The organism is Microcoleus sp. S36b_A4 (assembly GCF_036700645.1).
Classification (GTDB): domain Bacteria; phylum Cyanobacteriota; class Cyanobacteriia; order Cyanobacteriales; family Microcoleaceae; genus Microcoleus.
Window position 1 is genome coordinate 1 of record NZ_JAUBPI010000014.1, and the last position, 25,010, is coordinate 25,010.

The following is a 25,010-nucleotide window of genomic DNA, read 5'->3' on the forward strand; positions in this document are numbered from 1 at the left end:
TTGTTCGTACTTCATATTATGGGAGCTAATTTTTTCTTTTATTTTACCTAGAACGAGCGCACTTTCGCAAGAGGTCTTTTGAACTCTGTCAGTGCCTTTCGCGATCGGAAAGAGAGTTTTTTTAAAGTCATGTTTAAGAGTTTTGCCATTCTTCCCATCGTTAGCTACGCTGATGGTAAAACCAATTTTCGGGTACAGTAAATAACGGAGTTCTTCGAGAGTTGCATCATCCGAAGCTTCAATCAATTCGGCTAAAATCAGTAGTTGTTCTGCATTGAGTTTCAATTTGACTCTGCATCGCTCAGTTCGAGGAGCAATATGCAAGGGTCTCCCGAGACTGTTTAACTAATTTCTGGACGAAACTCCGAGGCTCCACAAAAACTGTTAGCTATTGCTCTTTGTGACAGCGGTTCCTTATGCTACATATCCATAATTTTTTGTCGGAAATCAAGAGAAGAAATTTTCATTTTTACTAATGTGTGATACTTACTAAAATTCTTGATATTTGTCATTCGAGTGACTGCTGTGGGTCGAGCGACTGTTCGATCGCGCTCCATTTAATTAGAGCTGCAGAACATTTTGGGGTTCTATATTTTTCACTCCGTTCAAGTCAGTTATATCATACCTCATCTTTCTGATAAATGCTATAGTATGGCATTCTGCCAAGGAATATGTTGCTAATAGATTATTTGAATCAATTGAAAAATTAGAAGCACTGTTACATAAACTGTTAAATGAAGGAGGACTAATTATGAAATGGAACCGAAAAATCAAAAATAAAGGTAACTTAGTTAATACAGTTTAGAGATTTAGCTGTTTGACAGCTTACCCCGCTTCATTTATTTTCCTCTGCTACCCCTACTGATTGAGCCGATAGAATAAATTTTTACTTGTGTGGGGAGTAGGGGTTGGGCAGGAGATACCGCCCTCAATATACAATTGAAATGCACAACAGCTTATTAATATGCCTGCCTCACAGGCGAACTAACTTGCCTTTGAATTTAGCCTAGGATGTTGATAATTCAGGCTTTAGCAATGGTTCTTTGCATCTTCTTGTCCGCGGACGCTGCGCGAACAAGCACAGGTGCGACGGACAAACACCAGGGCTGTGGTGGCGATTAAAGTAGCGTGCATCCGGGCGGACATTAAAGTTACTCAACCGATACTGGTGACTTTGTACGATCGAACAATTTACCGTGAGTGAGTTTTGAATTTTGAGTTGGGAGAGGGAGAGAGTGGGAGAGTGGGAGAGTGGGAAAAATCCTCTTGTTTCACGCTGGACTTCTTCACGCTTGACTTCTTCCCTCAACACCCATCTGTTAAATCGATTAAATCCCCTACACTGGGCGTTGCCGAACTTCCCTCTGATATCAAATCCGCGCTTCATCGTCGGGCGTAAAATCGAGTCAACATCCAACACTCAACCATCATTCAGTTTGGCGACCCCGAGTCAACAGTCAATAGTCAACAATCATGAGGAGTGCAACCAGAATTGATATGACTTCTCCCTTCTGACTTTTCAAATCAAGCAAAAGGCGAGCCGATTTCTCATTAGCGCGCCTCCTAATTGAATTTTATTTTGTAAAACGTAAATGAGGAGATTGTTCCCATTTGAAAAAAATCATGAAGTCGTCTTGCTAGCGCGGCGGCGGCGTGCTGCAACCAAGCCACCCAAACCGAGAGCCAAACCAGTCATTGTCATCGGTTCTGGAACTGCTTCTGCGCTCACTGCGAAGTCTTGGAAGTCTGCGTCGTTTTTGTTACCACGATCGTCGAAGGAGATTAGCGTGCCTCCATTAAACAGAGAACTTGTACCGTTTGTGAATTTTCCGGCAGCTTGGAAGACTTTGGTGTCTTCTTTGCCAAGTTCGTCCCACAGTTGCGATTGCGCGCCAAACACCGCTTGCTGGCTGCTGCCCTTGTTCAAGCTTGAGGTCGAGTACACACTGCCACCCCAGCCACTGTCGAGCCCCAAAGTGTAAACTTGATTTGCCAGGAATGTGAATACTGCCGAGCCAGAACCCACGACTGTATTGCCCAGAGTTCCTTTCCATTCGTTTGCCCACTCGTTGTCTGAGGATTTAGTTTCCGAAAACAGGGTGCTAACTAGAGAGACCGCCGAGTCCTTCACACTGTAGACTCCCACAGAGGATTGGTACATTCCGTGAGATTCTTTGAAGTTAAACTTGACGCTTGTATCTTGGCTGAATGTGATGCCGTTGGTACCAAAGGAGAAGGCTTGAGCTGGAGCTCCGGCGCCAAACAGAGCTGTGGCGGCGGCGGTAGCTGTGAGGGCGGATAAGAGTTTGGTATTCATAACCTGTTCCTTTTGTGCGATGGTCTTAATATTTTCATTATGCGATACTTTGTTTGTATTTGGTTCACTTTAGGTGAATTTTGACATATTCTTTATCAAGCCTTTACATAACCTTCACAAATGCTATCGATCGCATCTGCCGACGGCCGATCGCTCCCTAATAATGCCCACTCAATAATTATCAATATTGTGGCTTGAAACCTTGCAGTCGCGGGCATGGAGCGCGGGTCAGCCCAAGTAATTTGGATCGGGTTTATGCTAATTTTTTATGATATTCTCAAGTCTAAATTCTCAATAGCAAATACTTAAGTATAAATACGGTAAGATTCGTGGCTACTGACAGTTCCAGAAGTTTTCTATTAGCCAGAAACTGGGAATATGTGTTTTTTGGGGCTGGTGTAGGGGAGTTAAAGTAGTTTATCTATCGGGTAAATTACGTACAAAATGCGATCGTTGGGTCTAGGTATTTTGGTTGAATTAAATAGAGCCCCTGGCGTGAGATATCCCCAAGATGCGATCGAGGAGATGCAATTTCAGCAGATTGAAGCGGTAAAAGAGCGGATTGCCCATCAACAAAGATTATATAGAGAAGCTCTGACCCCGTCCTTGCTCCATATCGCCCGCATCAAAACAGACCGCTGTAGCGTTCCTCTGCCCAAGGTTCGCCCCGCTGGTGGTAGCCGTTGCGTTCCCAAAAACCGAGTTCTTCGGTTTCTGTAAACTCCAGGCCGTTAATCCATTTAGCGCTTTTCCAAGCGTACAGGTGGGGAACTACGAGCCGCATTGGGCCGCCGTGGTCTGCGGATAGAGGTTCGCCGAAGACGGTGTGGGCGAAAAAGTTTTCTTCTCGGAGGAAGTCGGCGATCGCAATGTTGGTAGTGTAGCCGCCGTAGCAGTGTTCTAGGACGTGCAGAGCTTTCGGATCGACTTCTATATAGTCCATAAAATCTGTGACTTTGACTCCCGTCCACTGCACGTCCAGTTTTGACCACCGGGTGACGCAGTGAAAATCCGCCGTAAAGTTACTTTGGGGCATGGCCTGGAAGTCCGACCAAGTGAAAGTTTGTGGTTTTGCCAATCCCCAGACTTTAAATTCCCAACTTTCAATGCTGACGGAGGGTGTATCGCCGTAGGTCAGCACAGGAAAACCGTTGGCGAGGTATTGACCCGGGGGGACGCGATCTATGTTTTCTGATTCTGGCTTGCGAAAAAATTTGCCCAGCATTGATTCACGTTCTACAGTAACTGACTGCCATCCTGAGTATAACTTGCAGAGATGAGCGCATCGCAATTCATCTCAAGGTAGAAAAGAAAAGCACTTTTCTAGAAATAAAAATCCCTAAATCATGCTTGATGCCCGCCTATTTATGCCTTGGGAGAGAGCCGAAGCTAAAAATTTAAAAAATTTATCACTCCCGCGTATGAATTACCTAACCTTAAATTTTATCGTAATTATTGGTGCATTTCTGAATCTTTGATGTATTGTTACAATATGCTCAGATGCCATATGTCAAAAAATTGATGGGGTAAAAATCATGATCACAAGTTGCTTGATTCCGTTGACGGTATGCTTGATTGCTTGGTGGGTGACTGCCGGGACTGACAACAGAACGCTAGACGGAATTCCGGCTCCCATAGCTGCAATTATTGGAATGTGTTCGTTAATTTGGTTGGTAGCGGCGTGTCCTTGGCCTGTTGAACTTGCTCTAGTATTGGCGGTGCTGGTTTTCGGCAAAGCTTATTTGCAAAAAATCTTGAAAGTCGGCTGAATTTTTAGGGCTAGCGCTCCTATGATTTGCGGGAGCGCGATGATCGAGTGCTGCTACCTTGTTAAAATTTTTTGCGATTTGTCTGGCTAGGTTCTCCGAGGGGGTCGCAAAGACGGAACCAACCCCAGAACTGGTGAAATTCAATTTACATATTTCAGTTAAAAATTAGAACATAAAGATCGACAGAGAAACCCGGTTTATTTTAGATCAACCGGGTTTTTGAAGGTCTGAAATTTTCACACATCCCGCAAGAATTGCTGAGGAATTCGACACTCGGAATACAAGAAAGTGGGTTTCTGAGTCCAGGAGTGTTGGTGTATGTGCGTAAAATGGCGAGCTGTTAAATTGGCAAGCGATTGATATCTTTATTAGAACCAATTACTACCATCGCGTCGCCCTTTCTCAAGCGTTCGCTTGGCTCCGGATTAATCTCGAACTTTTCGGCGCGCCCGACTGCTAGCAAGTTCAAACCATACCTGCGCCGGAGTTCCAATTCGGAGATGGTTTTACCGTCAAACTTTTCAGGAACGAGCAACTCAACGATGCTGTGAGCTGGGTCGAGGTCAAAGCGTTCTAAAATGCTGGGTTTTGTAAGAAGGCGGGCCAAAGAGCAGCCCATTTCTCGTTCTGGAAAAACTACATGATCTGCGCCGACTTTTTTCAACAGTTTTAAGTGAGTTTCCGAAGAAGCTTTGGCTATTACGTGATTTACCCCGCCTTCCTTAAGGTTTAGGGTGGTGGTAATGCTTTCTGCTAGGTAATTGCCGATCGCCACAATCACTGTTTCAAACTCAAATATACCAGCTTCCTGAAGAGCGCTAGGCTCAGTAGAATCTAACTGCACAACGTGAGCAGCAATACGATCGTTCAAAGCTTGAGTTACTTTTTTTTCATCGGTGTCAATTCCCAGGACTTCGTAACCCAAACCGTGCAGAGTAGAACACACAGCTTTGCCGAAGCGTCCCAAACCAATAACGGCAAACTGCTTGTTGTCGGCGCGCAAAGTGCGAAAAAAATTTAAAGATGACAGGTTCACTGAATATCCAGCGCTGAGCGTCTTGCTGTTGAAATTTTAGCAGAGACAGCGCCGCCTCCTTTTGATTTTTGGCTAAGTAGTAAAAGTTGATTTGGGTTGTCACCCATTGTTTAGATTATCAGCAACGAGGCAGAATTTTTTATCCCACTAACAAACTTTCCTCAGCATACTTAAAAGACCTGGGTTTTGGATCGCCGAAGGCAGCACTCATCAGCAGCAACACGCCAACCCGACCTATGTACATTGTAGCAATCAAAACTAGCTTACCGATCGCTGAAATCTTGGCTGTAATCCCTGTGGAAAGACCGACCGTGGCAAAAGCTGAAACTGCTTCATACAGCGCTGCGATAAATTCTACTTCGGGATTGGTCAGCTCGATTAAAATTGCAGATGTGAATGCGACCAACATGGAACCGAAGACTACACTAATGGTTTTTAGAATCATTGCTGGCGGGATTTGACGCTGATAGCACTCCACATCTTCCTGGCCTTCGAGAACTGCTGTGGTACAGCAAAACAATATTCTAAAAGTTGTGGTTTTGATTCCGCCGCCGGTGCTGCCAGGACTGGCGCCGATAAACATCAGCGCGACAGTCAGAAATAGCGAGGCTTCGCTCATTTTGCCAATGTCAATTGTATTGAATCCCGCCGTGCGGGGAGTAAGAGATTGAAACCAAGCTGCCATCACTTTTTGAGGAAAATTTAGAGAGCCGAAAGTGTCAGGGTTGTCGTATTCCAGCACCAAAAAGGCTAGCATTCCTAAAATCAAAAGGACAGCCGTTGTAGTGGTAACAACTTTGAAGTTCAAAGAAAAAACTGTGCAGATAGGGCTTTTCTTCAAGCGATCGCGCAGCCACAGGTACATTTCCATAATTACTTCATAGCCGATTCCGCCAAATATGATTAAACCACCGACAGTGAAGTTAACCATAGGCGAATTGATGTAGCCGATCAAATTATCTGAATAGATGCTAAAACCGGCGTTGTTAAACGAATTAACGCTGTGAAATATAGCAGACCACACACCCTCTTTAAATCCGTATTGGGGGACGAAAACCGTCATCAGCAAAAACACTCCTGTTAATTCAAACAAAAGGGTTGTTGCTAGAATTGACTGCACGAGTTGTACTACGCCGGCTAGCCCGGATTTGTCGAGAGATTGTTGCAGGGCAACTTTGTCTTTCAAGCCAAAGCGGCGGCCCAATAACAGCAGCAAGAAAGTTGTGGCTGTCATGTAGCCCAAGCCTCCTATTTGCACCAGTAAAACTAGGCACAATTGCCCCCAAAAAGAGTAATATTTTCCGACATCCACAACCGACAATCCCGTGACGCAGACAGCGGAAGTAGAGGTAAACAGTGCTGTTATTGGATCGCTCCAAGTTCCATCAATTGTGGAAAAGGGCATCATCAGCAATAGAGTACCTGCGAGGATGACAGCGAGAAAGCCCAAAGCAATGGTTCGCGAGACAGTCATTCGATTTTAGGTTTGAGATTTTAGATTTTAGATGTGAGAGGGAACCCACAAATCGATTTGAGATTTGAGGTTTGAGAGGGAAGCCACAAATCGATTTGAGATTTGAGGTTTTAGAGGGAACCCACAAATAGAGCGTCGGGCGTGAAGTCAGGACATCTCTATCTGGCGAAGGCCGGAGACCGATCGAACTCAATCGCCAAATTCTATGACAACAGCGGGAAAATAACGGTAGAATTCCTTTAATAACTTGCGATCCGGCGATGACATCAACACTTTACCAGCAAATTCAGCAACTTTACGACGCTTCTAGCGGTTTGTGGGAGCAGGTGTGGGGCGAACATATGCACCACGGTTACTACGGCCCGGATGGCAATTTGAAAAAAGAGCGCCGACAGGCTCAGATAGATTTAATTGAAGAACTGCTGGCATGGGCTGGAGTACCGTCAGAGAAGGCACTGTGTGAATCTTACCGCATTCTCGATGTCGGTTGCGGGATTGGTGGCAGCACACTGTATTTGACTGAAAAGTTTAGTTCGGTCGCGGCAAATAATTTAAAGTTGGATGGCGAGGCGGATCAAAATTATAGCCGATCGCCTGAACAAAATAAAACGGGCGCTAGCGTTACAGCGACCGGGATTACTCTGAGTCCGGTACAGGCCAACAGAGCGACCGAACGCGCTAAAATTGCCGATGCTCAAAGCAATGTGAACTTTTTGGTGGCCGATGCTTTGAATATGCCTTTTCCTGACGAGTCCTTCGACTTGGTTTGGTCGCTCGAAAGTGGCGAACATATGCCAGACAAAATTAAGTTTTTGCAGGAATGCTGCCGCGTACTCAAGCCGGGAGGAACTTTGATTTTGGCAACTTGGTGTCACCGCCCGCTGGGAGAAACGGCGGGTGAATTAACTGATGAAGAGAGAAAAGAATTGGCAGAAATTTACCGAGTTTATGCTTTGCCTTATGTGATTTCTTTGCCGGAATACGAGGAAATTGTTCGCAGTTTGCCTTTGACAAGTATTCGCACCGCTGATTGGTCAAAAGCTGTTGCTCCTTTTTGGGATGTGGTGATCGATTCTGCTTTGACTCCGAGCGCAATTTGGGGTTTGCTAACTAGCGGTTGGACGACTATTCAAGCAGCACTTGCTCTCGTATTGATGAGCCGTGGATATCAGAGCGGGTTGATTCGTTTTGGGCTGATTTGTGCTGTAAAATAACAGGCATATATCAGAGAAGTTTTGAGTCTTGAGTTGATGAGTAGGGTGCGTATTACGCACCCTACAGAATATTATTTGTTTGGGGTGGGTGTGAGTTTTATGGGCAATGATTCGATTGGCAAGTCTTGGATTGATAAAAATGGCTCGGCTCCGCAAAGCTGGGTGAGGGCTTTTTGGGAGTTTTCTCGGCCGCACACAATTGTGGGTACTAGCTTGAGTGTATTGGCTTTGTACGCGATCGCCCAAAGTGCGCGGCTGTTTGTGAATCCTGTATTTGGGGCCCTAGCTTTTGCCTGGTTGGCTTGCATTTGCGGCAATATTTATATTGTGGGATTAAACCAGTTAGAAGATGTTGAAATTGATAAAATAAATAAGCCGTATTTGCCGATCGCCTCGGGAGTGTTTTCTCAGAAAACCGGGGAATTAATTGTAATTGCAACGGGGATTATAGCAGTTTTGACTGCTGTTTTGCAAGGCCCGTTTTTGCTGGCTACCGTTGGCGTTAGTTTGGCGATCGGGACTGCTTATTCTCTGCCCCCAATTCGGCTGAAACGGTTTCCTTTTTGGGCGGCGCTGTGCATTTTTACTGTGCGGGGCGCGATCGTAAATTTAGGGTTATTTTTGCACTTTAATTGGGTGTTGGGTTTGGGAAGGGCGAAAAGCGCTTTTTCTGGCTGGAGTTTGGAGAGTATGTCTTTTAGGATTCCTGCGGAAGTTTGGGTGCTAACGGTTTTTGTTGTGGTGTTTACGTTTGCGATCGCCATTTTTAAAGATATCCCCGACATGGAAGGGGACAAGCAATATAATATTACTACGTTTACGATTGAGCTGGGCAAGCCTGCCGTCTTTAATTTATCTCGCTGGGTATTGACGGTTTGTTATTTGGGCGCGACTTTGGCGGGAGCGATCGTATTGTCGAATGTTAATTTAGTGTTTCTGGCAGTTTCTCATTTGGCGGCTTTGGGTTTGGTGTGGTTTTGGAGTACGAAAGTTGATTTGGACGATAAAATAGAAATTGCTGCATTTTATCAGTTTATCTGGAAGTTGTTTTTCTTAGAATATCTGATTTTTCCCGCAGCTTGTTTGTTGGGGTAGAAGGGGAAGTTCGGCAACGGATTGTGTAACGGATGTAACGGATGTAACTGCGATGGAATGGGGAAGAAGGAAGAAGGAATGGGGAAGGGGGAAGAAGGAAGAAGGAAGGGGGAAGAAGGAAGAAGGAAGGAAGAGTTAACAAATTAGAATAAGTTGGCAATTACAAGTTAGCGAACTCCCAAACAACCAAGACAACTATGGCTTCTCAAAAAAAATCGCGGAAATCTGCCTGCAAACTGGGTGCCGAAGACTCTTTGAAGTTAGCTTGGGAACATCACCAAGCGGGACGTTTGTTAGAAGCTGAGAATTTGTATCGGCAAATAATAGAAGTGCAGCCGGAATCTGCAAACGTGCTGTGTTTGTTGGGAATAGCGGCGAGACAGCAGGGAAAGATTGCAGAGGCGATCGACTTTTACGAACAGGCGATCGTCCAAAACCGCGATTTTGTAGAAGCACATTTAAATAAGGCTAATGTTTTGCTGGATGTAGGGGAATATCAAAGGGCGATCGTCAGTTACGAACAAGTCATCAAAATCCAGCCCAATTCGGCACTCGCTTACAATAATTTGGGCTGGATTAAACAACAATTAGGCGAAATAGACGCTGCTATTTTATATTACCAAACAGCGCTGCGACTCGACCAAAACCTGCACGAAACAGCGCACAATTTAGGACATTTGTTTAAACATAATAATCAATTAAACGAGGCGATAGCTTATTACCTCCACGCTTTAAAAATAAATCCAAATTTGACATATTCCCTGATGGGCTTGGGAACAGTTTTGCAGCAACAAGGTAAATTAGCCGAAGCTTTCAACTGCTACCAGCAAGCGGTAAAACTAGACCCCAACAATCCCGAAGCTCACAACAATGTAGGAGCATTTTTCCACGAACAAGGCAATGCAAAAGCAGCAATATCCCACTACCGGCAAGCATTAAACTTAAAGCCAGATTTCGTGGAGGCTATTAATAATCTCGGACACGCTTTGGTCGATTTAGGAGAATTTCAAGAGGCTTTTTCTTGTCACAGTCGAGCCTTGGAATTGCAGCCAGACAACGCCACCGCCCACCTGGAATTCGCCTTAACTTTGCTATTGTTTGGAGATTTTCAGCGCGGTTTTGCTGAATACGAGTGGCGGTGGCGCACTCCGCAACTACAACCGAGGCAATTTAAACAGCCGGTTTGGGATGGTTCGGATTTGCAGGGGAAAACTATTTTACTCCACGTCGAGCAAGGCTTTGGCGATTCGATTCAGTTTATTCGCTACGCCCAAATTCTTCGCAGCCAAGGCGCTAAAGTTATGGTGGCTTGCTATCCAGAACTGCTGCGGTTGTTTGCGACAGTTCCTGGTATTAAATATTTATCAGTTAGTCTGGAAGGTTTGCCAGAATTTGACGTTCACGTGCCGCTGATGAGTCTGCCGCGAATTGTCGGGACAACTCTGGAAACAATACCTGCCAATGTTCCTTATTTATATCCGCCTGCTGAGTGCAAGTTTGCGCTTTCTTCTGATGCCAAATTGAAGGTGGGGATTGCTTGGGCAGGGAGTCCGAAGCGCCGGAAAGACAATCAGCGTTCTTGCATATTGAGCGATTTTATTCGATTTTTGGATGTTCCGGGAATCGCTTTTTATAGTTTACAAAAAAACTTGTCCGAGAGCGATCGCACTTTGTTGCACCAACACTTAGTGCCGGATTTAACTCCGCATTTGAACGACTTTGCTGATACCGCTTCGGCTATATCTCAACTGGATTTAGTCATTAGTGTCGATACGGCTGTGGCGCACTTAGCTGGTGCTTTAGGAAAACCGGTTTGGGTGCTGCTTTCTTTTGCTCCTGACTGGCGTTGGCTGCTGGATCGTGAAGATAATCCTTGGTATCCAACTGCGAGGCTTTTCCGCCAAAGTCAGCCGGAAAGTTGGCAAGAATTGTTTGAGGAAGTACAGGCGGCTTTGAGTTTATTTGCGCTGACCAATACTGCTAGTTATTCTGAGGATTCTGCCCACGATCAGCTTGACTTAGTTTCACTCGGAATAACTGCTAATCCTACGCCGTATCTCGATTATGTAGCTCTCAAAATGACAGGTGCAAGCGTAGTTCAAGAGAGTAAACAAACATTTGTGATTGCCAGCGAAGGGTTAGCGGAACGCTCCACAGTTAAGCAATTGCAGGGAATTGAGACCTCTTTTGCGCTCGGAACGGCTGGCAATAATTTGGTTGTCTTAGAGGATTTATTGCGGCAAGCAGAACATTTAATGGAAACAGGAGATAGAGAAGAGGCGATCGCCCTTTACGAACAGATAATATCTCTTGACCCAAATTGCGTTCAAGCGCGGATTAATTTTGGTTTTCTCAAGCAGGAAAATGGCGAATTGGAAGCCGCTATCCCCCATTACCGAGAAGCTTTAGCCATTGATCCAAATATTCCTCAAACAGCTTACAACTTGGCAAAGATTTTTGAGGAACAAGGTCAAGTGGAAGAGGCGATCGCACATTACGAACAAGCTCTTGTCGCTGAACCTAATTTCGTACCCGCACTGATTAATTTAGCTGTGGCGCAGCAAGAAAAAGGCGAACTTTTCAGGGCGATCGAGCTGTACCGGCGAGCGCTGGAAATTAATCCGCATAGCTGGGAAGCTTATAACAATCTGGCAACTGTTTTGCAAGAACAGGGCAATTTAGAAGATGCGCTGGAGTATTATCACAAAGCTCTAGAATTGCTGCCAGATTTTGTGGAAGCTATCAACAATTTAGGCAGGACGTTTCTGGAAAAAGGCGCGGTACAAAATGCCATATCCTGCTACAGACGAGCGATTCATTTAAACCCCAATCACGCTAGCGCTCACCTGAATTTGTCCTTGGCTTTGCTGTTGGTGGGAGATTTGGAAAATGGTCTCGCTGAATACGAGTGGCGCTGGCAAATTAAAGAATTTCACACTGGTCACTCCTGTTTTTTGACGGGGCTGGATAATACTGTTTCGGTGAGAGAATACCGGCCGCTATGGGACGGTTCTGATTTGGTGGGAAAGACTATTTTGCTGCACGCCGAACAAGGTTTAGGTGATTCGCTTCAGTTTATTCGCTACGCTGCGATCGTCAAAAATAAAGGCGGTAGGGTCATTGTGGGCTGTTACCCGCAATTGCACCGTTTATTTGCAACGGTTGATGGCATTGATTTGCTAATAGTTAAAGGGGAGCCACTGCCGGAATTTGACGTGCAAGTGCCCATGTTGAGTTTGCCCTATATTATCGGTACGAAGCTGGAAACAATACCAGCAAATACTGCTTATTTATCTCCGCCTGCGGGTGCTGAATTTAAGCTTGGGCCCGATCGCACTTTGAAAGTTGGCATTGTCTGGGCGGGGAATCCAAAACACCGCAAAAACAAGCAGCGTTCGTGCAGTTTGAGTCAGTTTCTGCCGCTTTTGGACGTTTCGGGGGTAAGCTTTTACAGCTTGCAGAAAGAGGTTTCTGAGGCAGATCGCGCGCTGTTGAATCAAACGTCGATCGTAGATTTGAGCCCGTATTTTGGCGATTTTGCTGATACTGCTGCTGCGATCGCCAAACTGGATTTAGTCATTAGTGTCGATACCGCTGTCGCCCATTTGGCGGGCGCTTTGGGCAAACCAGTGTGGATTTTGCTGGCGTTTTCGCCGGATTGGCGGTGGCTGTTGGAACGGGAAGATAGTCCTTGGTATCCCACGGCGCGGCTGTTTCGCCAGCATCAGCGGGGCGACTGGGAGGACGTTTTCGATCGGGTGGCGGCAGCTCTAGGCGCGGTTGCTGCTGCATTTGTGCCGTCGGATTCGGCGGATGCAGAGTTTCGGTTGGGCGTGGATTTGCAGCAGCAAGCCGATTTTGGCGGTGCGATCGCTTGTTATGAGCGAGCGATCGCGCTCAATCCTAATTACGCAGCCGCGCACAGCAATTTAGGCGTTGTCAAACAACAAGCGGGCAGGCTCCCAGAGGCGATCGCGCACTACCGACAAGCCCTAGCAATCGACGGGAATTTGGCGGAAACTGCGAGCAATTTGGGCAGCGCGCTCGCGGAAGCAGGGGAGACTGAAGAGGCGATCGCAGAATATCAGCGGGCGCTGTCTTTAAACCCGAATTGCGCGGAAGCGCTGATTAATTTGGGCCTGTTGCGGGAAGAACAAGGGGACGTGGTGGAGGCTATAAGCTGCTATGAGCAAGCGATTCAAGTGAATCCTAATTGCGCGGTGGCTTATTTGAATTTGGGAATTGCTTTGGAGGCACAAGGGGAGGATGCGATCGCGAATTACGAACGCGTGATCGCAAATTACGAACGGGCGATCGCGATCGCTCCCAATGATGTGGAGGCTTTGCAGCATTTAGCATACGCCTCGATCCGACAGGGCAAAATTGACCGCGCGATCGCATACTATGATCGAGCTCTGGCGCTGCAACCGGATGGGGCAGAAACTGATCTCGCTTGCGGGAGTTCGCTGTCTAGTCCAGATAAGTTGGATGAGGATTTAGCTGTTTGCCAGCAAGCGATTCAGGCATCGCCAGCCAGTGCACAGGCTCACGGCAATCTAGGAATTGTCCTGCATAAACAGGGCAAAATTGAAGATGCGATTGCCTGCTATCAGCAAGCTTTGAGCCTGAAACCCGACTTTCCACAAGCTTTGAACAATCTCGGCAAAGCTTTTGAGGAAGCGGGAAAAATGGCAGAGGCGATCGATTGTTACCGTCGGGCGATCGAACTCAAACCCGGTTATATCAATCCCCTCACCAGTTTGGGAAGTGCTTTGCACAATCGCGGACAATTTGCGGAGGCTCTCACCTACTACAGCCAAGCAGTTAAATTTAATGTCGCTAGCCCCGAATCTCACTTAAATTTAGGTTTAGCTTTGCTGCTGTCTGGAGACTTGCAGCGTGGTTTTTGCGAGTACGAATGGCGACTCCTAGTTAAAGAAAAACAGTTCCGGCGCCACAACTTTATTCAGCCGCTTTGGGATGGTAAAGATTTGGAGGGGAAAACTATTTTGCTTGGCCCGGAACAGGGTTTAGGCGATGCAATTCAGTTTATCCGCTATGCAGATTTAGTCAAGCAAAAAGGAGGCAGGGTAATTGTTTGGTGTTTGCCACACTTGCAGCGCTTGTTTGCACAAGTTTTGGGAATCGATGGGTTAATAGTTAATCCAGAGGATGCGCCGGATTTTCAAGTTCAGGTCCAGCTAATGAGTTTGCCACACATTCTGGGAACAACTTTAGAAACTATACCGGCGAATGTTCCTTATTTAGCTCCGCCGCCCGGTTGGGAATTTACTCTCAATCCAACTACTAATTTGAAAGTAGGGATTGTGTGGTCTGGAAATCCTAAAAATTCCCAAAATAAGGTGCGATCGTTACCCCTAAATTTGTTGACAAAACTGTTAGATATTCCCGGAGCAGAATTTTATAGTTTGCAACAGGAAATGACAGCAGACGATCGCGCTTTGTTAGAGCAAATGCCTGTAACAGATTTAAGCTATTATTTGCACGACTTGGCGGATACTGCGGCGGCAATTTCGGCTCTGGATTTAGTGATTTCTGTAGATACTTGTGTGGCACACTTGGCTGGTGCTTTGGGCAAACCCGTGTGGATTTTGCTCTGTTTTGTGCCGGATTGGCGGTGGATGTTGCAACGCGAAGATAGTCCTTGGTATCCCACGGCGCGGCTGTTTCGCCAGTCAACAGCGGGAGATTGGGAAGGAGTTTTAGAACAAGCTAGTTTGGCGCTCAGAGAAAGAATTATCCAGCATCAGGAAGCTCAACCACTAATAGAAGCTCAGCCCAATGTTGACTTAGCTCAAGAACAGTTCAATTGCGGAAATGTTCTGAAAGCGCAAGGTAGATCTTCCGAGGCGATCGCTTGTTTTAAAAATGCTTTAATTTTGCAGCCGACCTCGATCGAAACCGCCACTAATTTGGCAGTGACACTGCACCAAACAGGCAATTTAGCCGAAGCTGCCACCTATTATCAGCGCGCGATCGAAATCGACCCTAACTGCGCTCAAGCGCAAAATAACTTAGGTATTTTGCTGCAAGATCAAGGCAATATAGCCGATGCTGTATCTTGTTTTCAAAAGGCGATCGCCCTGAATCCGATTTACGTCAAAGCTCTCAACAATCTCGGCGCGATACTTCAGCAGCAGGGCGAGTTGCCGACTGCGATCGCGTATTTTCATCAAGCACTTTCCGTCAATTCCAATTATGCGGCCGCGCTGGTAAATTTGGGTGCGGCGATGCAAGCACAATCTCAGCTAGCCGAGGCTGAACGCCTTTACGAGCGTGCAATTGAAGCAGAACCAAACAATCCTACAGCACACTATCACCTGGGAACGTTATGCTTGGCGGCGGGAAAAATAGAACAGGCAATTTCTAGCTTAGAACGAGCCATATCTTTGAACCATAATTATCTAGAAGCTATTACTAATTTAGGCAGTGCTGTTGAACAATTAGGAGACGTAAATCGAGCAATTTTTTGTTACAATCAAGCTATAAAACTTGATGCAAATTGTGTCAAAGCTCACTTCAATTTAAGCTTAGTCTTGCTGTTGACTGGAGATTGGCTGCGCGGTTTAGCAGAATACGAGTGGCGCTGGCAAACTGAACAGGCGAAAAAATTACCACGGTTGAATTTTGATCAACCAGTTTGGGACGGTTCAGATTTGAACGGACAAACTATTTTGCTCCGATCCGAACAAGGTTTAGGCGATGCCATTCAATTTGTGCGCTACGCGGCAATGGTGCAGCAAAAAGGTGGCAAAGTAATCCTTTCTTGCTATCAAGAACTGAAGCGTTTATTTAAGCAGATTCCTGGCATCGAACAAGTGGCGGTTCGGATGGATGAATTGCCGTATTTCCAAGTGCAAGCACCTCTGATGAGTTTGCCGTATATTCTCGGAACAAATTTAGAAAATATACCGGCAAGTATTCCTTATTTAGCTGCGCCGCCCAATTGGCAATTTTCTCTAAATTCCGATGGTAAGTTTAAAGTTGGGATTGCGTGGGCTGGAAGTGCGGAACATTTGAAGGATTTTCAGCGATCGAGCGATTTAAGCTATTTCCTCACATTATTAGATATTCCCGGTGTAACTTTTTACAGTCTTCAGAAAGACTTATCGCCTGAAAATCGTAGTTTGTTAACTCAAATTCCAGTGATAGATTTGAGCGACAATTTGAACGATTTTGCCGATACTGCGGCGGTGATATCGCAACTAGATTTAGTAATTTGCGTGGATACGGCTGTCGCGCACTTAGCCGGTGCTTTGGGTAAACCCGTATGGATTTTGCTGTGTTTTATGCCGGATTGGCGGTGGATGTTGGAACGCGAAGACAGCCCTTGGTATCCGACGGCGCGACTGTTTCGGCAGCATACACCGGGCGATTGGGAGGAAGTATTCGATCGCGTAAAAACAGCCTTGCTAGAAAGGGCGGGCACGAGGGAACCGCCCCTACAATCTACTCGTTCCCAAGCTGTGCCTGGTAACGGAGATACCGAAGCTTCGGCTCGATTTTCTTTGTCGCCCGCACAGGTACAATTTCACCTAGCAAAAGCCTTAGAAAAACAAGGTAAAAAAGCAGAGGCAGCCGTTCGCTACGAACAAGTAATTGCCGCCTCACCCAGCCACGCCGAAGCCCACAGTTATTTAGGTTATCTCAAACAGGAAAACGGGCAAATAATCGAGGCAATTTCGCACTACAAACAAGCGCTAGAAACCAATCCCAACCTGAGCGAAACAAACTTATATTTTGGTTCCGCCCTCGAAGAACAAGGAAAAGTCGCAGAGGCGATCGACTTCTACAATAAAGCAATTCAACTACGTCCCAACTCGCCAAATTGGCGCTTGAGACTAGCCTTAGCTTTGCTCTTAACTGGAAATTTTGAGCGTGGTTTTGCGGAGTACGAATCGCGCTGGCAAACTCAACAATTGGATCAGCGCTCTTTTGAGAAACCACTTTGGGACGGCTCGGATTTGCAGGGAAAAACAATTTTATTGCACCCTGAACAAGGTTTTGGTGATACGATACAATTTATCCGCTACGCGGCTTTAGTTAAGCAAAAAGGCGGCAAAGTTATTGTTGCTTGTCATGTCTTGCTGAAGCGTTTATTTGAAGGAATTGCAGGAGTCGATCGAGTAGGAGTCAAGCCCAGCGATTTGATAGATTTTCAAGTGCAAGTCCCGCTGCTAAGTTTGCCCCGAATTCTGGGAACGACTTTGGAAAATATACCGGCAAATATTCCTTATTTAGCCCCACCACAGAATTTTAAATTTTCCCTAGAGCCGAACAATAAACTAAAAGTCGGTCTTGTGTGGGCGGGCGGCCCGCTGCACCGCAACAATCATCGGCGATCGTGTAAATTGAGCGATTTTGTGAAATTTGTAGATGTTCCGGGAGTGAGTTTTTACAGCCTTCAGAAAGATTTGTCAGGAGGCGATATTACTTTATTAAAGCAACACCAAATTGAAGATTTGAGCAACCATTGCGTAGATTTTGCCGACACCGCAGCAATTATTTCGCAACTCGATTTAGTAATTTGCGTAGATACTTCTGTGGCGCATTTGGCCGGTGCTTTGGGCAAACCCGTCTGGATTTTGCTGTCTTTCGTGCCCGATTGGCGCTGGATGCTGGAACGCGAAGATAGCCCTTGGTATCCCACTGTGCGTCTGTTTCGCCAGCAAAAAGCTGGTGATTGGGATGGAGTTTGCGATCGTATAAAAGCAGCCTTAGAACAGCTAATTTCCCATCCTCTCCCTCGCTACCTGGCTCTGCCTGGTAACGCATATTCAGAGGCTCCGTCTCAAATCCAACCCCCAGAAACTCCGCCTCAAATTCAGCCCCCAGAAACTCCCCCACAAATTACAGGAATGGGCATCAGTTGGCCGATCAGCATCACCAGCGGCTGGGGAATTTACGCCCTGAATTTAACACTACAACTGCGGCAAAATCCAGCCTGGGAAGTTGCACTTTTAGCACCCCCATCAATCACCTCAGAATCAATGAATCCGCTGCATAAATCGCTGTTGTTACCTGTAATTGAAAAGCACAAAAGTTTTCAGGAATTAGTAGCAGCAAATTCCGACAAACAAATCAGTTGTAATTTTCCCGTACTTTACGCTTTGGGGAATAATTTAGCATCGTCGGGAGTTGACAATCAAATTACCAGCGCTTGTCAAATAGGAGTCATATTTTTTGAAGACACACGAATCACAGCAGAAGCACTAGAAACAGCCAAAAAATATAGCGTGATTGTCGCCGGTTCCAACTGGAATGCGGATGTTTTGAGAAGCTGCGGCTTGACTAATGTGGCGATGGTACATCAAGGAATTGACCCAACAATTTTCCATCCTGCACCCAAATCTAATCTATTTGGCGATCGCTTCGTCATTTTCTCTGGCGGCAAACTGGAATATCGCAAAGGTCAAGATATTGTAATTGCCGCTTTCAAACGATTTCGCGCCAAACATCCAGAGGCTTTGTTACTAACAACATGGCACAACTTCTGGCCTCAGTATATGCTAGGAATCGAACAAACCGGAAACGTTGCCGGACTTCCCAATATCAACCGCGACGGAAGTTTAGAAATTTCTCAATGGTTAGTGGCTAACGGTTTGCCGGTTGACTCTTTTATCGACATCGGCTTAATTCCCAATCACCTCACCGGACAAATTTTGCGAGAAGCCGACTGCGCTGTTTTCACCAACCGCTGCGAAGGCGGCACTAATTTAGTCGCAATGGAAAGTATGGCCTGCGGAATTCCGACTATTTTATCAGCAAATACTGGTCATTTAGATTTGATTTACAGCCATATTTGCTATCCTTTATGGAGTCAAGGACGAGTTAAAGTGACGGCTCCTTTTTCCGGTGTTGAAGGTTGGGGAGAGTCTGATGTGGCAGAAGTTGTCGAGGCTTTGGAGCAAGTTTATACTAATCGCGAAGAAGCAAAACGGATCGGTTTAGCTGCGGCTAACTTTATGCTGGATTGGACTTGGGAAAAACAAGTTCAACGCTTTCTCGATGTTATATCAAATTCGCTTTAAAAATCATCTTTTCCGGCGAATAGAATTCGCTACTACACAAACAAAGTCGGCGAAGGCGGACTAAATAGTAAATAATCCGGCTCAAGTTGCGATTTTATCCAATAGCTTTTCCGCAACATTCACGCTTTCAATATCGTAAAGTTCCCGGTTGTAACAAACAATTTGTGCTACCAACTTGTGATGATATTGCTGAGCTTTTGCCAACATAGAAACCTGGGAACGCCGATAATTGACAACTACTTCTCTCGTTCCCAAAAAGGGAATATTGTGCTTATGGCAGTTAACCCAAAACTCCCAATCTTCGTAACCTTCCTTCATCCCAACTTTGTACCCGCTGACCAAATCCAAAATAGATTTGTGATAAAGTGAAGACGGGTGAATCATGTTAGATTTCTTGATATTTTCGGGCGAATACAACTCGTAACTTGGTACTATACGATTTTCCGTGCCAAACATTTGATAAGAACCAAAGGCTACGCAAGGGACATTTGATTTTAAACATATTTCTAAAAGGTCAGTCAAGGCGTTTTCAGCTAGGATATCATCGGCATCTAAAGGCATGATGTATTCACCGTTTGCGGCTGCTATGCCCGCATTTCTAGCACTTGAAAGCCCTTGATTTGTTTGTTCTACAAGCGTAATTTGATATTGGGAATTTGCTAATATTAAATTTTGGGCAACTGTGCTGGTACTATCTAAGCTGCCGTCGTTGACAATGATAATTTCCCAATTTTTGTAAGTTTGGTTAATCACGCTAGTTACTGCTTCCACCAAAAAATGAGATTGATTGTAGCAGGGAATAATCACAGATACCAAAGGTCGATCTGCCAATTGTGGCGATGCTGTAACTTGTTTGACACTTTCTGATTGTAAATTATGTGCCGAATTTCTAGCAGTTTGCAAACTGTAAAAATAAATCTTGGGATGGACGATGGCTAATTGATTCAGAGCGGTATTTTGATATTCATTTACTAGCCTCGGATATCCCGACAAGTATTCTTGTTTAACAAAAATCAAGACATTCTGAGCGTACCAAGGCTCTACTTTGTCATTGTTCCATATTTTTTTTCTCAAGCCGTCAATAACTGCATAACCGTTTTTCTGAAAGTAATAAGCCCAATATTGTGGCCACTGTTCGTTAACGTGTTCGACACCGCCTTGAAATGGTATTGCTGCTGAAAACAAAATTACTGGTGCTAGTTGAGTGAGAGAATTAACAAAGTTTTCGGCACAGGTAGCCGGCAAATGTTCGGCCACTTCTAGGGAAATTGCTAAGTCAAACTTTCTGTTTATTTGCAGCGGTTGCTTTAAATCGGCGGATTGGAACTGATTTAAAGGAATTTGTAAAATAGTGCGATCGACATAATCGCCATCTATTCCCAAACAATCAGCAATTCCCAATTTGTGAAACGCAGCTAACCAACTTCCCGTACCGCAGCCCACATCCACCACACTTTTAGGTAAAATCGGTTGCAGCAAGTCTAACAGCAGGGGAATAATTTCTCTAGCAGAAGTGCGAGTTCCTTCTCCGATTAATTGGTAAAAATCTCTTGTATAAGATGACTGTTGATTTTGATTGGTTGGGCTGGCTGTTTGAGAATTAATTGTCTCTAAACTGCTAATATTGTAGCCGTGCAAATGTGCTGGCAACTGCCAGGAAATCTTGGGATCGGGTTGATGTTTTACAGGCTCGACATTTCCCCGCCAAGCCGCACCCATAATTTGCATTGTTTGATAAATTACAGTATTCCATCCCCTTTGCTTTAAGTAATCCAAACCTTGAGCGACATCGGGAGCACTTAAATCGTGAAATAAAATTATTGCATCTTCTTCCGCCAATTTTTCGCAAACAATTGCGTCATTTAACGGGCCCGGTTTTCCGTGTTCTCCGTCAATAAAAATTAACGACCATTTGCGGTTGAATTGAGCAGAAAATTCTTCGACTCTTTGGGGGCTGTAGCCTGGTATTAGCTCGACTGATGTTTGAACGCCCGACGCATTTAGAGCACATTGAATTGAGTCGATTACGCTTTGTCTAATGTCCTCTCTTTCTAACAATGGATCTACGACATCTAACTCAACTCCTGCGAGGGCTAGGTGACCGGCCGACCACCCTAGCCAGCAACCTATTTCTAATGCTTTTTTACCTTTGAATTGCAGGGCTGTATTGTAAAGGATATGTGCTTCGTCGCGATTCAAAAACCCGATGAATGGATAGCGCTTGTCTGCATACCAATTATGCGGAATTTCCCGGCGCAAGTAAGGCCAGTTACTCGCATTTGGATCGGCAATAATCATATTGGGGAAATAGGAGTCAGGTATAATTATTTGGAACCCTGGCGAAACGTAATCCCCTGGGTGTAATAAATTATTTTTGCTAAGTTCAGGTTGTTGGTAAGTCATTTTTGGTTCTTGAAATATTGGTATTGCTGGCTGTTTTTTAGGTTGATAACGGACGCTAATTTCCAGGATATCGCCGTCAGTTGCCATCAATTGTACTCGGTCAAACTGCTGGCGGCCAGCTAAATGCAAAATGCCGATCGCCTCCTGCGGCAAGTAAGGTTCCACAAAACAGCCTCGCTGCTTGTCCCAAACCGGAAAACCGTTGAATATCCAATTGCACCAAGCTGGGAGCATTTCAGTGAGATTGAACAATTCGTTACTGTAAACAGCGAGGTTGAGGGCAAATTGATCTGTCATGACACAGCCTGATCTCTGCAATCCTTGATGGAGTTTTTCAGCCCATACTTCCCAGTGCAAAGCATCTTTTTGGAGGGCAAAAACTCCGGCATTTAATATAGGATAACTGTAGAATTTTTTAGCGGTTTCTTCACCAAAGTTAGCTTCATATTGTTGATAAACCCACTGCCAAAACTGAGGCAGTTGCCCGTACTGCTGCAAGCTTGCCCTGTGAACTTCGGGAACAATTGCCAGTCCCCGGCGCGATGCTCCTTCAACCAACAAATTAATTGCTCTCCAGTCTTGAACCCAAGCATCCGCATCAATCCAAATGTATATATCAAAATTGGGAAAGTATTTTCGCAAACAAGGTCTAACTAATAGTCCTTTTAAATGTTCGGGAGCTTCATTTCTGCCAGGAAAGTCAAAGTCCCAATCTGGCTTTTGAATGATATTAACTTGTCTTTCCAGCCACTGCAACTGTTCGGGAGTGCAACCGAGATCGAAAAAGCCGATCGCCACATTTTCACCCTCTGGTTTTTCCCGCACCGATAAAATAGTACCTCGCACTAATTCAAAGTAATTTGCATCGGCGGCCGTGATGATGATAATCTGCATAAATAGCTTTTCTAATACAATAAACTGGGGAGTATACCGTAGGGTGCGCCTCGGCGCGTCTTACTATAGTTTAGGGTGCGCCTTGGCGCGTCTTACTATAGGCTAGCAATATTCATACAACTATACTATCGAGGAGGAATTGTGAAAAACCAAAAAGGGAAAGTTTATTTAGTCGGTGCGGGGCCCGGAGATTGTAACTTGATGACAGTGCGATCGCACAAACTGCTATCCCAAGCCGAAGTCTTAATCTATGACGCTCTAATCGACATCCCGCAACTCGAATTAATCCCAGCAACTTGTCGAAAAATCGAAGTCGGCAAACGTGGCGGCAAACCTTCCACCCAGCAGCAAGAAATTAACCGCTTGCTGGTAGAACATTGCCAAGTTGGAAAACAAGTAATCCGCTTAAAAAGTGGCGATCCGTTTATTTTTGGTCGCTCCAGTTCGGAAATTCAAGCATTAATCACAGCGGGCTGCGAGTTTGAAGTAATACCCGGAATTTCCTCCGCCCTAGCCGCACCTTTACTAGCAGGAATTCCCCTCACAGACCCGGTAATGAGTCGCTGTTTTGCAGTGATGAGTGCCCACGAACCCGATGATCTGGAATGGGAAGCATTAGTGCAGATAGAAACTTTGGTAATATTGATGGGAGGACGCAATTTAAGCGAGATAATTTGGCAATTGCAAAAGCACGGACGATCGCCAGAAACTCCGATCGCCATTATCCGAGATTGCGGCCGCCCCGAACAGCAAATTTGGCTCGGCACTCTCTCCAACATTGTACAGCAAACAGCAGGTCAATCTCTGTCGCCTTGCGTGACCGTAATTGGGGAAGTAGTTAGATTGCGCGAATATTTAATCCAGCCAGAAAGCACAAATATGATCGATACACCTGTCACCATTAATAATAGCAAATTGCCGCTAGCAGGAAAAACCATTTTAGTCACGCGATCTGTTTCTCAGTCGGCTGAATTTAGCGATCGACTGCAGCAACAAGGAGCCCGCGTGATCGAAATGCCCGCCTTGGTAATTGGGCCACCTTCGACTTGGGAACCATTAGACAGTGCGATCGCACAATTGTCAAGCTTTCACTGGTTAATTCTCACTTCCCATAACGCTGTAGACTGCTTTTTCCAACGATTACAAGCAAAAGGCAAAGACGCCCGCAGCTTGTTTGGTATTAAAATTGCAGTTGTCGGCAAAAAAACAGCAGAAAGTTTGCGATCGCACTCTCTACAACCAGACTTTATTCCCCCCAACTTTGTCGCCGATTCCCTAGTAGAAAACTTCCCGGATAACTTGCAAAACTGCAAAATCCTATTTCCCAGAGTAGAAAGCGGAGGCAGAGAAGTTTTAGTTAAAGAATTCACCGCCAAAGGAGCGCAAGTAATAGAAGTGCCAGCTTACCAATCTTGCTGTCCAGAAAATATTGATCCTATCGCCCTATCCGCACTCCAAAATCAAGCCGTAAATATCATAACATTTGCCAGTTCCAAAACCGTACATAACTTTTGTAATCTCATACAAGAAAGCCCAAAATTATCCCTATCTAAGGATTGGTTGGAAAGCGTTTGCATCGCATCCATCGGCCCTGAAACTTCCAAAAGCTGTCAGAAATTATTGGGTCAGTTAGATGTGGAAGCTAAGGAATATACCTTAGACGGATTGACTGAAGCGATCGTTGAATGGGCACAAGCGAGGTTGTAAAATAGTTGTACGATCATTAAGAGGAAAGAAACATGACCGCAAAAGACCAACTTCTTCAAGAACTCGACCAAGTACCAGAACTCGTGCTGCTGAAAGTGCTTGAATTTGTCCGTTCCTTAAAAACTGAAGAAGAAGAACAACAAAAACTAGAAGCCAAAGCATGGCAGGCATATCTAGATTCAGAACGCGAAATAAAGGAGGTTTATCGTCGCCTTGCCAACTCCTAATTTTGTCAGTCAAAGTATGGTTGTCAATATCCACGCCAGACAGATAGAAAGATTTGGTGGCACTCCTGGCGTTAGAGATGAAGGCTTGTTGGAGTCGGCTTTGGCTTAACCGCAAGCAACTTTTGGCGGTCAATTGTTGCATCTGAAAATTGCCGAACAAGCTGCTGCTTATCTCTATCACATAGCGAGGAATCATCCGTTTATTGACGGTAACAAGCGATCGGCTTTTGCGGTGACAGATACCTTTTTGCGTTTGAATGGTTGTACTCTGAATTTGACCAAGAATTTCTTGATGGTACCGGCCACGTGATTTATCCGTGGAATCAATCCAAAATCTAAAATCTAAAATCCTCAAGCCCCCAAATTTATCCGTGGGGTCAATCCAAAATCTAAAATCTAAAATCTAAAATCTAAAATCGAATGACGGAGGATCGAGCATAGGATTTAGTCATGCCAGTCGCAGGAGGAACGATGACTAAGGAACAATTAAGCACCGAGTTTGAGTCATGTATTGTTTAGTTTTAATAAGTAAGTTGGGCAGTGCGCTACATTGAGATTAACTAAGGTGCGCCCATAAGCGCCCTACAGTGAAAAAGGGAATCGAGGAACAAAAAAGCGAGTAAAATTATCACTAAAGAACAAAGCCGAGATCCTTTGCGTCAAATCAGTAATAAAACTAAACAGAAAATAGCACCAACCGCCGATCGCCCTTTCTCCGCCAAATCCCGCTACCCAGCTACTAATTAGCAATAGCCATGAATATAAATTTTTCTCGTTACGACACCTTAACCACCCTGCTAGCAGGAACTACCGCAGCCTTAA

Annotated in this window: 14 protein-coding genes and 1 pseudogene; 9 read left to right on the forward strand and 6 right to left on the reverse strand. The window is 45.2% G+C overall.

Annotation, left to right across the window (positions count from 1 at the left end; all coding sequences use genetic code 11):
* A partial coding sequence (locus tag QUA03_RS06620; RefSeq protein WP_445304839.1) for a hypothetical protein occupies nucleotides 1-285 on the reverse strand: 285 nt, incomplete at its 3' end.
* Between the two features lie 361 nt (nucleotides 286-646).
* Here QUA03_RS06620 and QUA03_RS06625 point away from each other — a divergent pair.
* Nucleotides 647-805, forward strand: a pseudogene (locus QUA03_RS06625) (IS630 family transposase); the annotation flags it as partial.
* An 816-nt stretch (nucleotides 806-1,621) separates the two neighbouring features.
* Here QUA03_RS06625 and QUA03_RS06630 read toward each other — a convergent pair.
* Nucleotides 1,622-2,317: a PEP-CTERM sorting domain-containing protein gene (locus QUA03_RS06630; RefSeq protein ID WP_333210692.1), complete on the reverse strand. Its 696-nt coding sequence runs from the start codon at nucleotides 2,315-2,317 to the stop codon at nucleotides 1,622-1,624.
* Nucleotides 2,318-2,942: 625 nt separating this feature from the next.
* Nucleotides 2,943-3,542 carry a sulfite oxidase-like oxidoreductase gene (locus QUA03_RS06635; protein ID WP_333210693.1) on the reverse strand — a complete coding sequence of 200 codons (600 nt, stop codon included), beginning with the start codon at nucleotides 3,540-3,542 and terminating at the stop codon, nucleotides 2,943-2,945.
* A gap of 310 nt (nucleotides 3,543-3,852) precedes the next feature.
* Here QUA03_RS06635 and QUA03_RS06640 point away from each other — a divergent pair, with 310 nt between their 5' ends.
* On the forward strand, nucleotides 3,853-4,086 hold the full coding sequence (locus QUA03_RS06640) for a hypothetical protein (protein WP_333080936.1): 234 nt from the start codon (nucleotides 3,853-3,855) through the stop codon (nucleotides 4,084-4,086).
* Nucleotides 4,087-4,426: 340 nt separating this feature from the next.
* Here the strand turns inward: QUA03_RS06640 and QUA03_RS06645 are convergent, their stop codons facing one another.
* Nucleotides 4,427-5,122, reverse strand: coding sequence for a TrkA family potassium uptake protein (locus tag QUA03_RS06645; RefSeq protein ID WP_333210695.1), 696 nt, complete (start codon nucleotides 5,120-5,122; stop codon nucleotides 4,427-4,429).
* 139 nt (nucleotides 5,123-5,261) lie between these two features.
* On the reverse strand, nucleotides 5,262-6,596 hold the full coding sequence (locus QUA03_RS06650) for a TrkH family potassium uptake protein (protein WP_333210696.1): 1,335 nt from the start codon (nucleotides 6,594-6,596) through the stop codon (nucleotides 5,262-5,264).
* Between the two features lie 260 nt (nucleotides 6,597-6,856).
* On the opposite strand from QUA03_RS06650, the gene QUA03_RS06655 reads away from it, so the two are divergent.
* From QUA03_RS06655 to QUA03_RS06665, 3 genes are all read left to right on the forward strand, one after another.
* The gene (locus tag QUA03_RS06655) at nucleotides 6,857-7,810 is read left to right on the forward strand and encodes a methyltransferase domain-containing protein (RefSeq protein ID WP_333210698.1); all 954 of its coding nucleotides are present in this window, start codon (nucleotides 6,857-6,859) and stop codon (nucleotides 7,808-7,810) included.
* Nucleotides 7,811-7,846: 36 nt separating this feature from the next.
* A complete protein-coding gene (locus QUA03_RS06660; protein ID WP_333210699.1) occupies nucleotides 7,847-8,905 on the forward strand; it encodes a homogentisate phytyltransferase in 1,059 nt (352 codons plus the stop codon).
* Nucleotides 8,906-9,102: 197 nt separating this feature from the next.
* A complete protein-coding gene (locus tag QUA03_RS06665; protein ID WP_333210701.1) occupies nucleotides 9,103-18,957 on the forward strand; it encodes a tetratricopeptide repeat protein in 9,855 nt (3,284 codons plus the stop codon).
* Between the two features lie 81 nt (nucleotides 18,958-19,038).
* On the opposite strand, the gene QUA03_RS06670 is transcribed toward QUA03_RS06665, so the two are convergent.
* On the reverse strand, nucleotides 19,039-22,254 hold the full coding sequence (locus tag QUA03_RS06670; protein WP_333210703.1) for a glycosyltransferase: 3,216 nt from the start codon (nucleotides 22,252-22,254) through the stop codon (nucleotides 19,039-19,041).
* Between the two features lie 141 nt (nucleotides 22,255-22,395).
* Between QUA03_RS06670 and cobA the strand changes: the two genes are divergently transcribed.
* From cobA to QUA03_RS06690, 4 genes are read left to right on the forward strand one after another with little or no spacing between them, the layout of a single operon-like run.
* A complete protein-coding gene (gene cobA / locus QUA03_RS06675; protein ID WP_333210704.1) occupies nucleotides 22,396-23,961 on the forward strand; it encodes a uroporphyrinogen-III C-methyltransferase in 1,566 nt (521 codons plus the stop codon).
* Nucleotides 23,962-23,993: 32 nt separating this feature from the next.
* A complete protein-coding gene (locus QUA03_RS06680) occupies nucleotides 23,994-24,188 on the forward strand; it encodes a DUF2281 domain-containing protein (protein WP_333210706.1) in 195 nt (64 codons plus the stop codon).
* Nucleotides 24,175-24,297, forward strand: coding sequence for a hypothetical protein (locus QUA03_RS06685; protein ID WP_333210708.1), 123 nt, complete (start codon nucleotides 24,175-24,177; stop codon nucleotides 24,295-24,297). The genes QUA03_RS06680 and QUA03_RS06685 overlap by 14 nt, the downstream gene beginning before the upstream one ends.
* 24 nt (nucleotides 24,298-24,321) lie before the next feature.
* Nucleotides 24,322-24,498, forward strand: coding sequence for a type II toxin-antitoxin system death-on-curing family toxin (locus tag QUA03_RS06690; RefSeq protein WP_333210709.1), 177 nt, complete (start codon nucleotides 24,322-24,324; stop codon nucleotides 24,496-24,498).
* Nucleotides 24,499-25,010 lie beyond the last annotated feature (512 nt).

Bases quoted from the DNA above. Each gene is read 5' to 3' on its own strand.
- QUA03_RS06630 (WP_333210692.1), bottom strand. From the start codon at position 2,317: ATGAATACCAAACTCTTATCCGCCCTCACAGCTACCGCCGCCGCCACA.
- QUA03_RS06635 (WP_333210693.1), bottom strand. From the start codon at position 3,542: ATGCTGGGCAAATTTTTTCGCAAGCCAGAATCAGAAAACATAGATCGC.
- QUA03_RS06640 (WP_333080936.1), top strand. From the start codon at position 3,853: ATGATCACAAGTTGCTTGATTCCGTTGACGGTATGCTTGATTGCTTGG.
- QUA03_RS06650 (WP_333210696.1), bottom strand. From the start codon at position 6,596: ATGACTGTCTCGCGAACCATTGCTTTGGGCTTTCTCGCTGTCATCCTC.
- QUA03_RS06655 (WP_333210698.1), top strand. From the start codon at position 6,857: ATGACATCAACACTTTACCAGCAAATTCAGCAACTTTACGACGCTTCT.
- QUA03_RS06660 (WP_333210699.1), top strand. From the start codon at position 7,847: ATGAGTAGGGTGCGTATTACGCACCCTACAGAATATTATTTGTTTGGG.
- QUA03_RS06665 (WP_333210701.1), top strand. From the start codon at position 9,103: ATGGCTTCTCAAAAAAAATCGCGGAAATCTGCCTGCAAACTGGGTGCC.
- QUA03_RS06670 (WP_333210703.1), bottom strand. From the start codon at position 22,254: ATGCAGATTATCATCATCACGGCCGCCGATGCAAATTACTTTGAATTA.
- QUA03_RS06680 (WP_333210706.1), top strand. From the start codon at position 23,994: ATGACCGCAAAAGACCAACTTCTTCAAGAACTCGACCAAGTACCAGAA.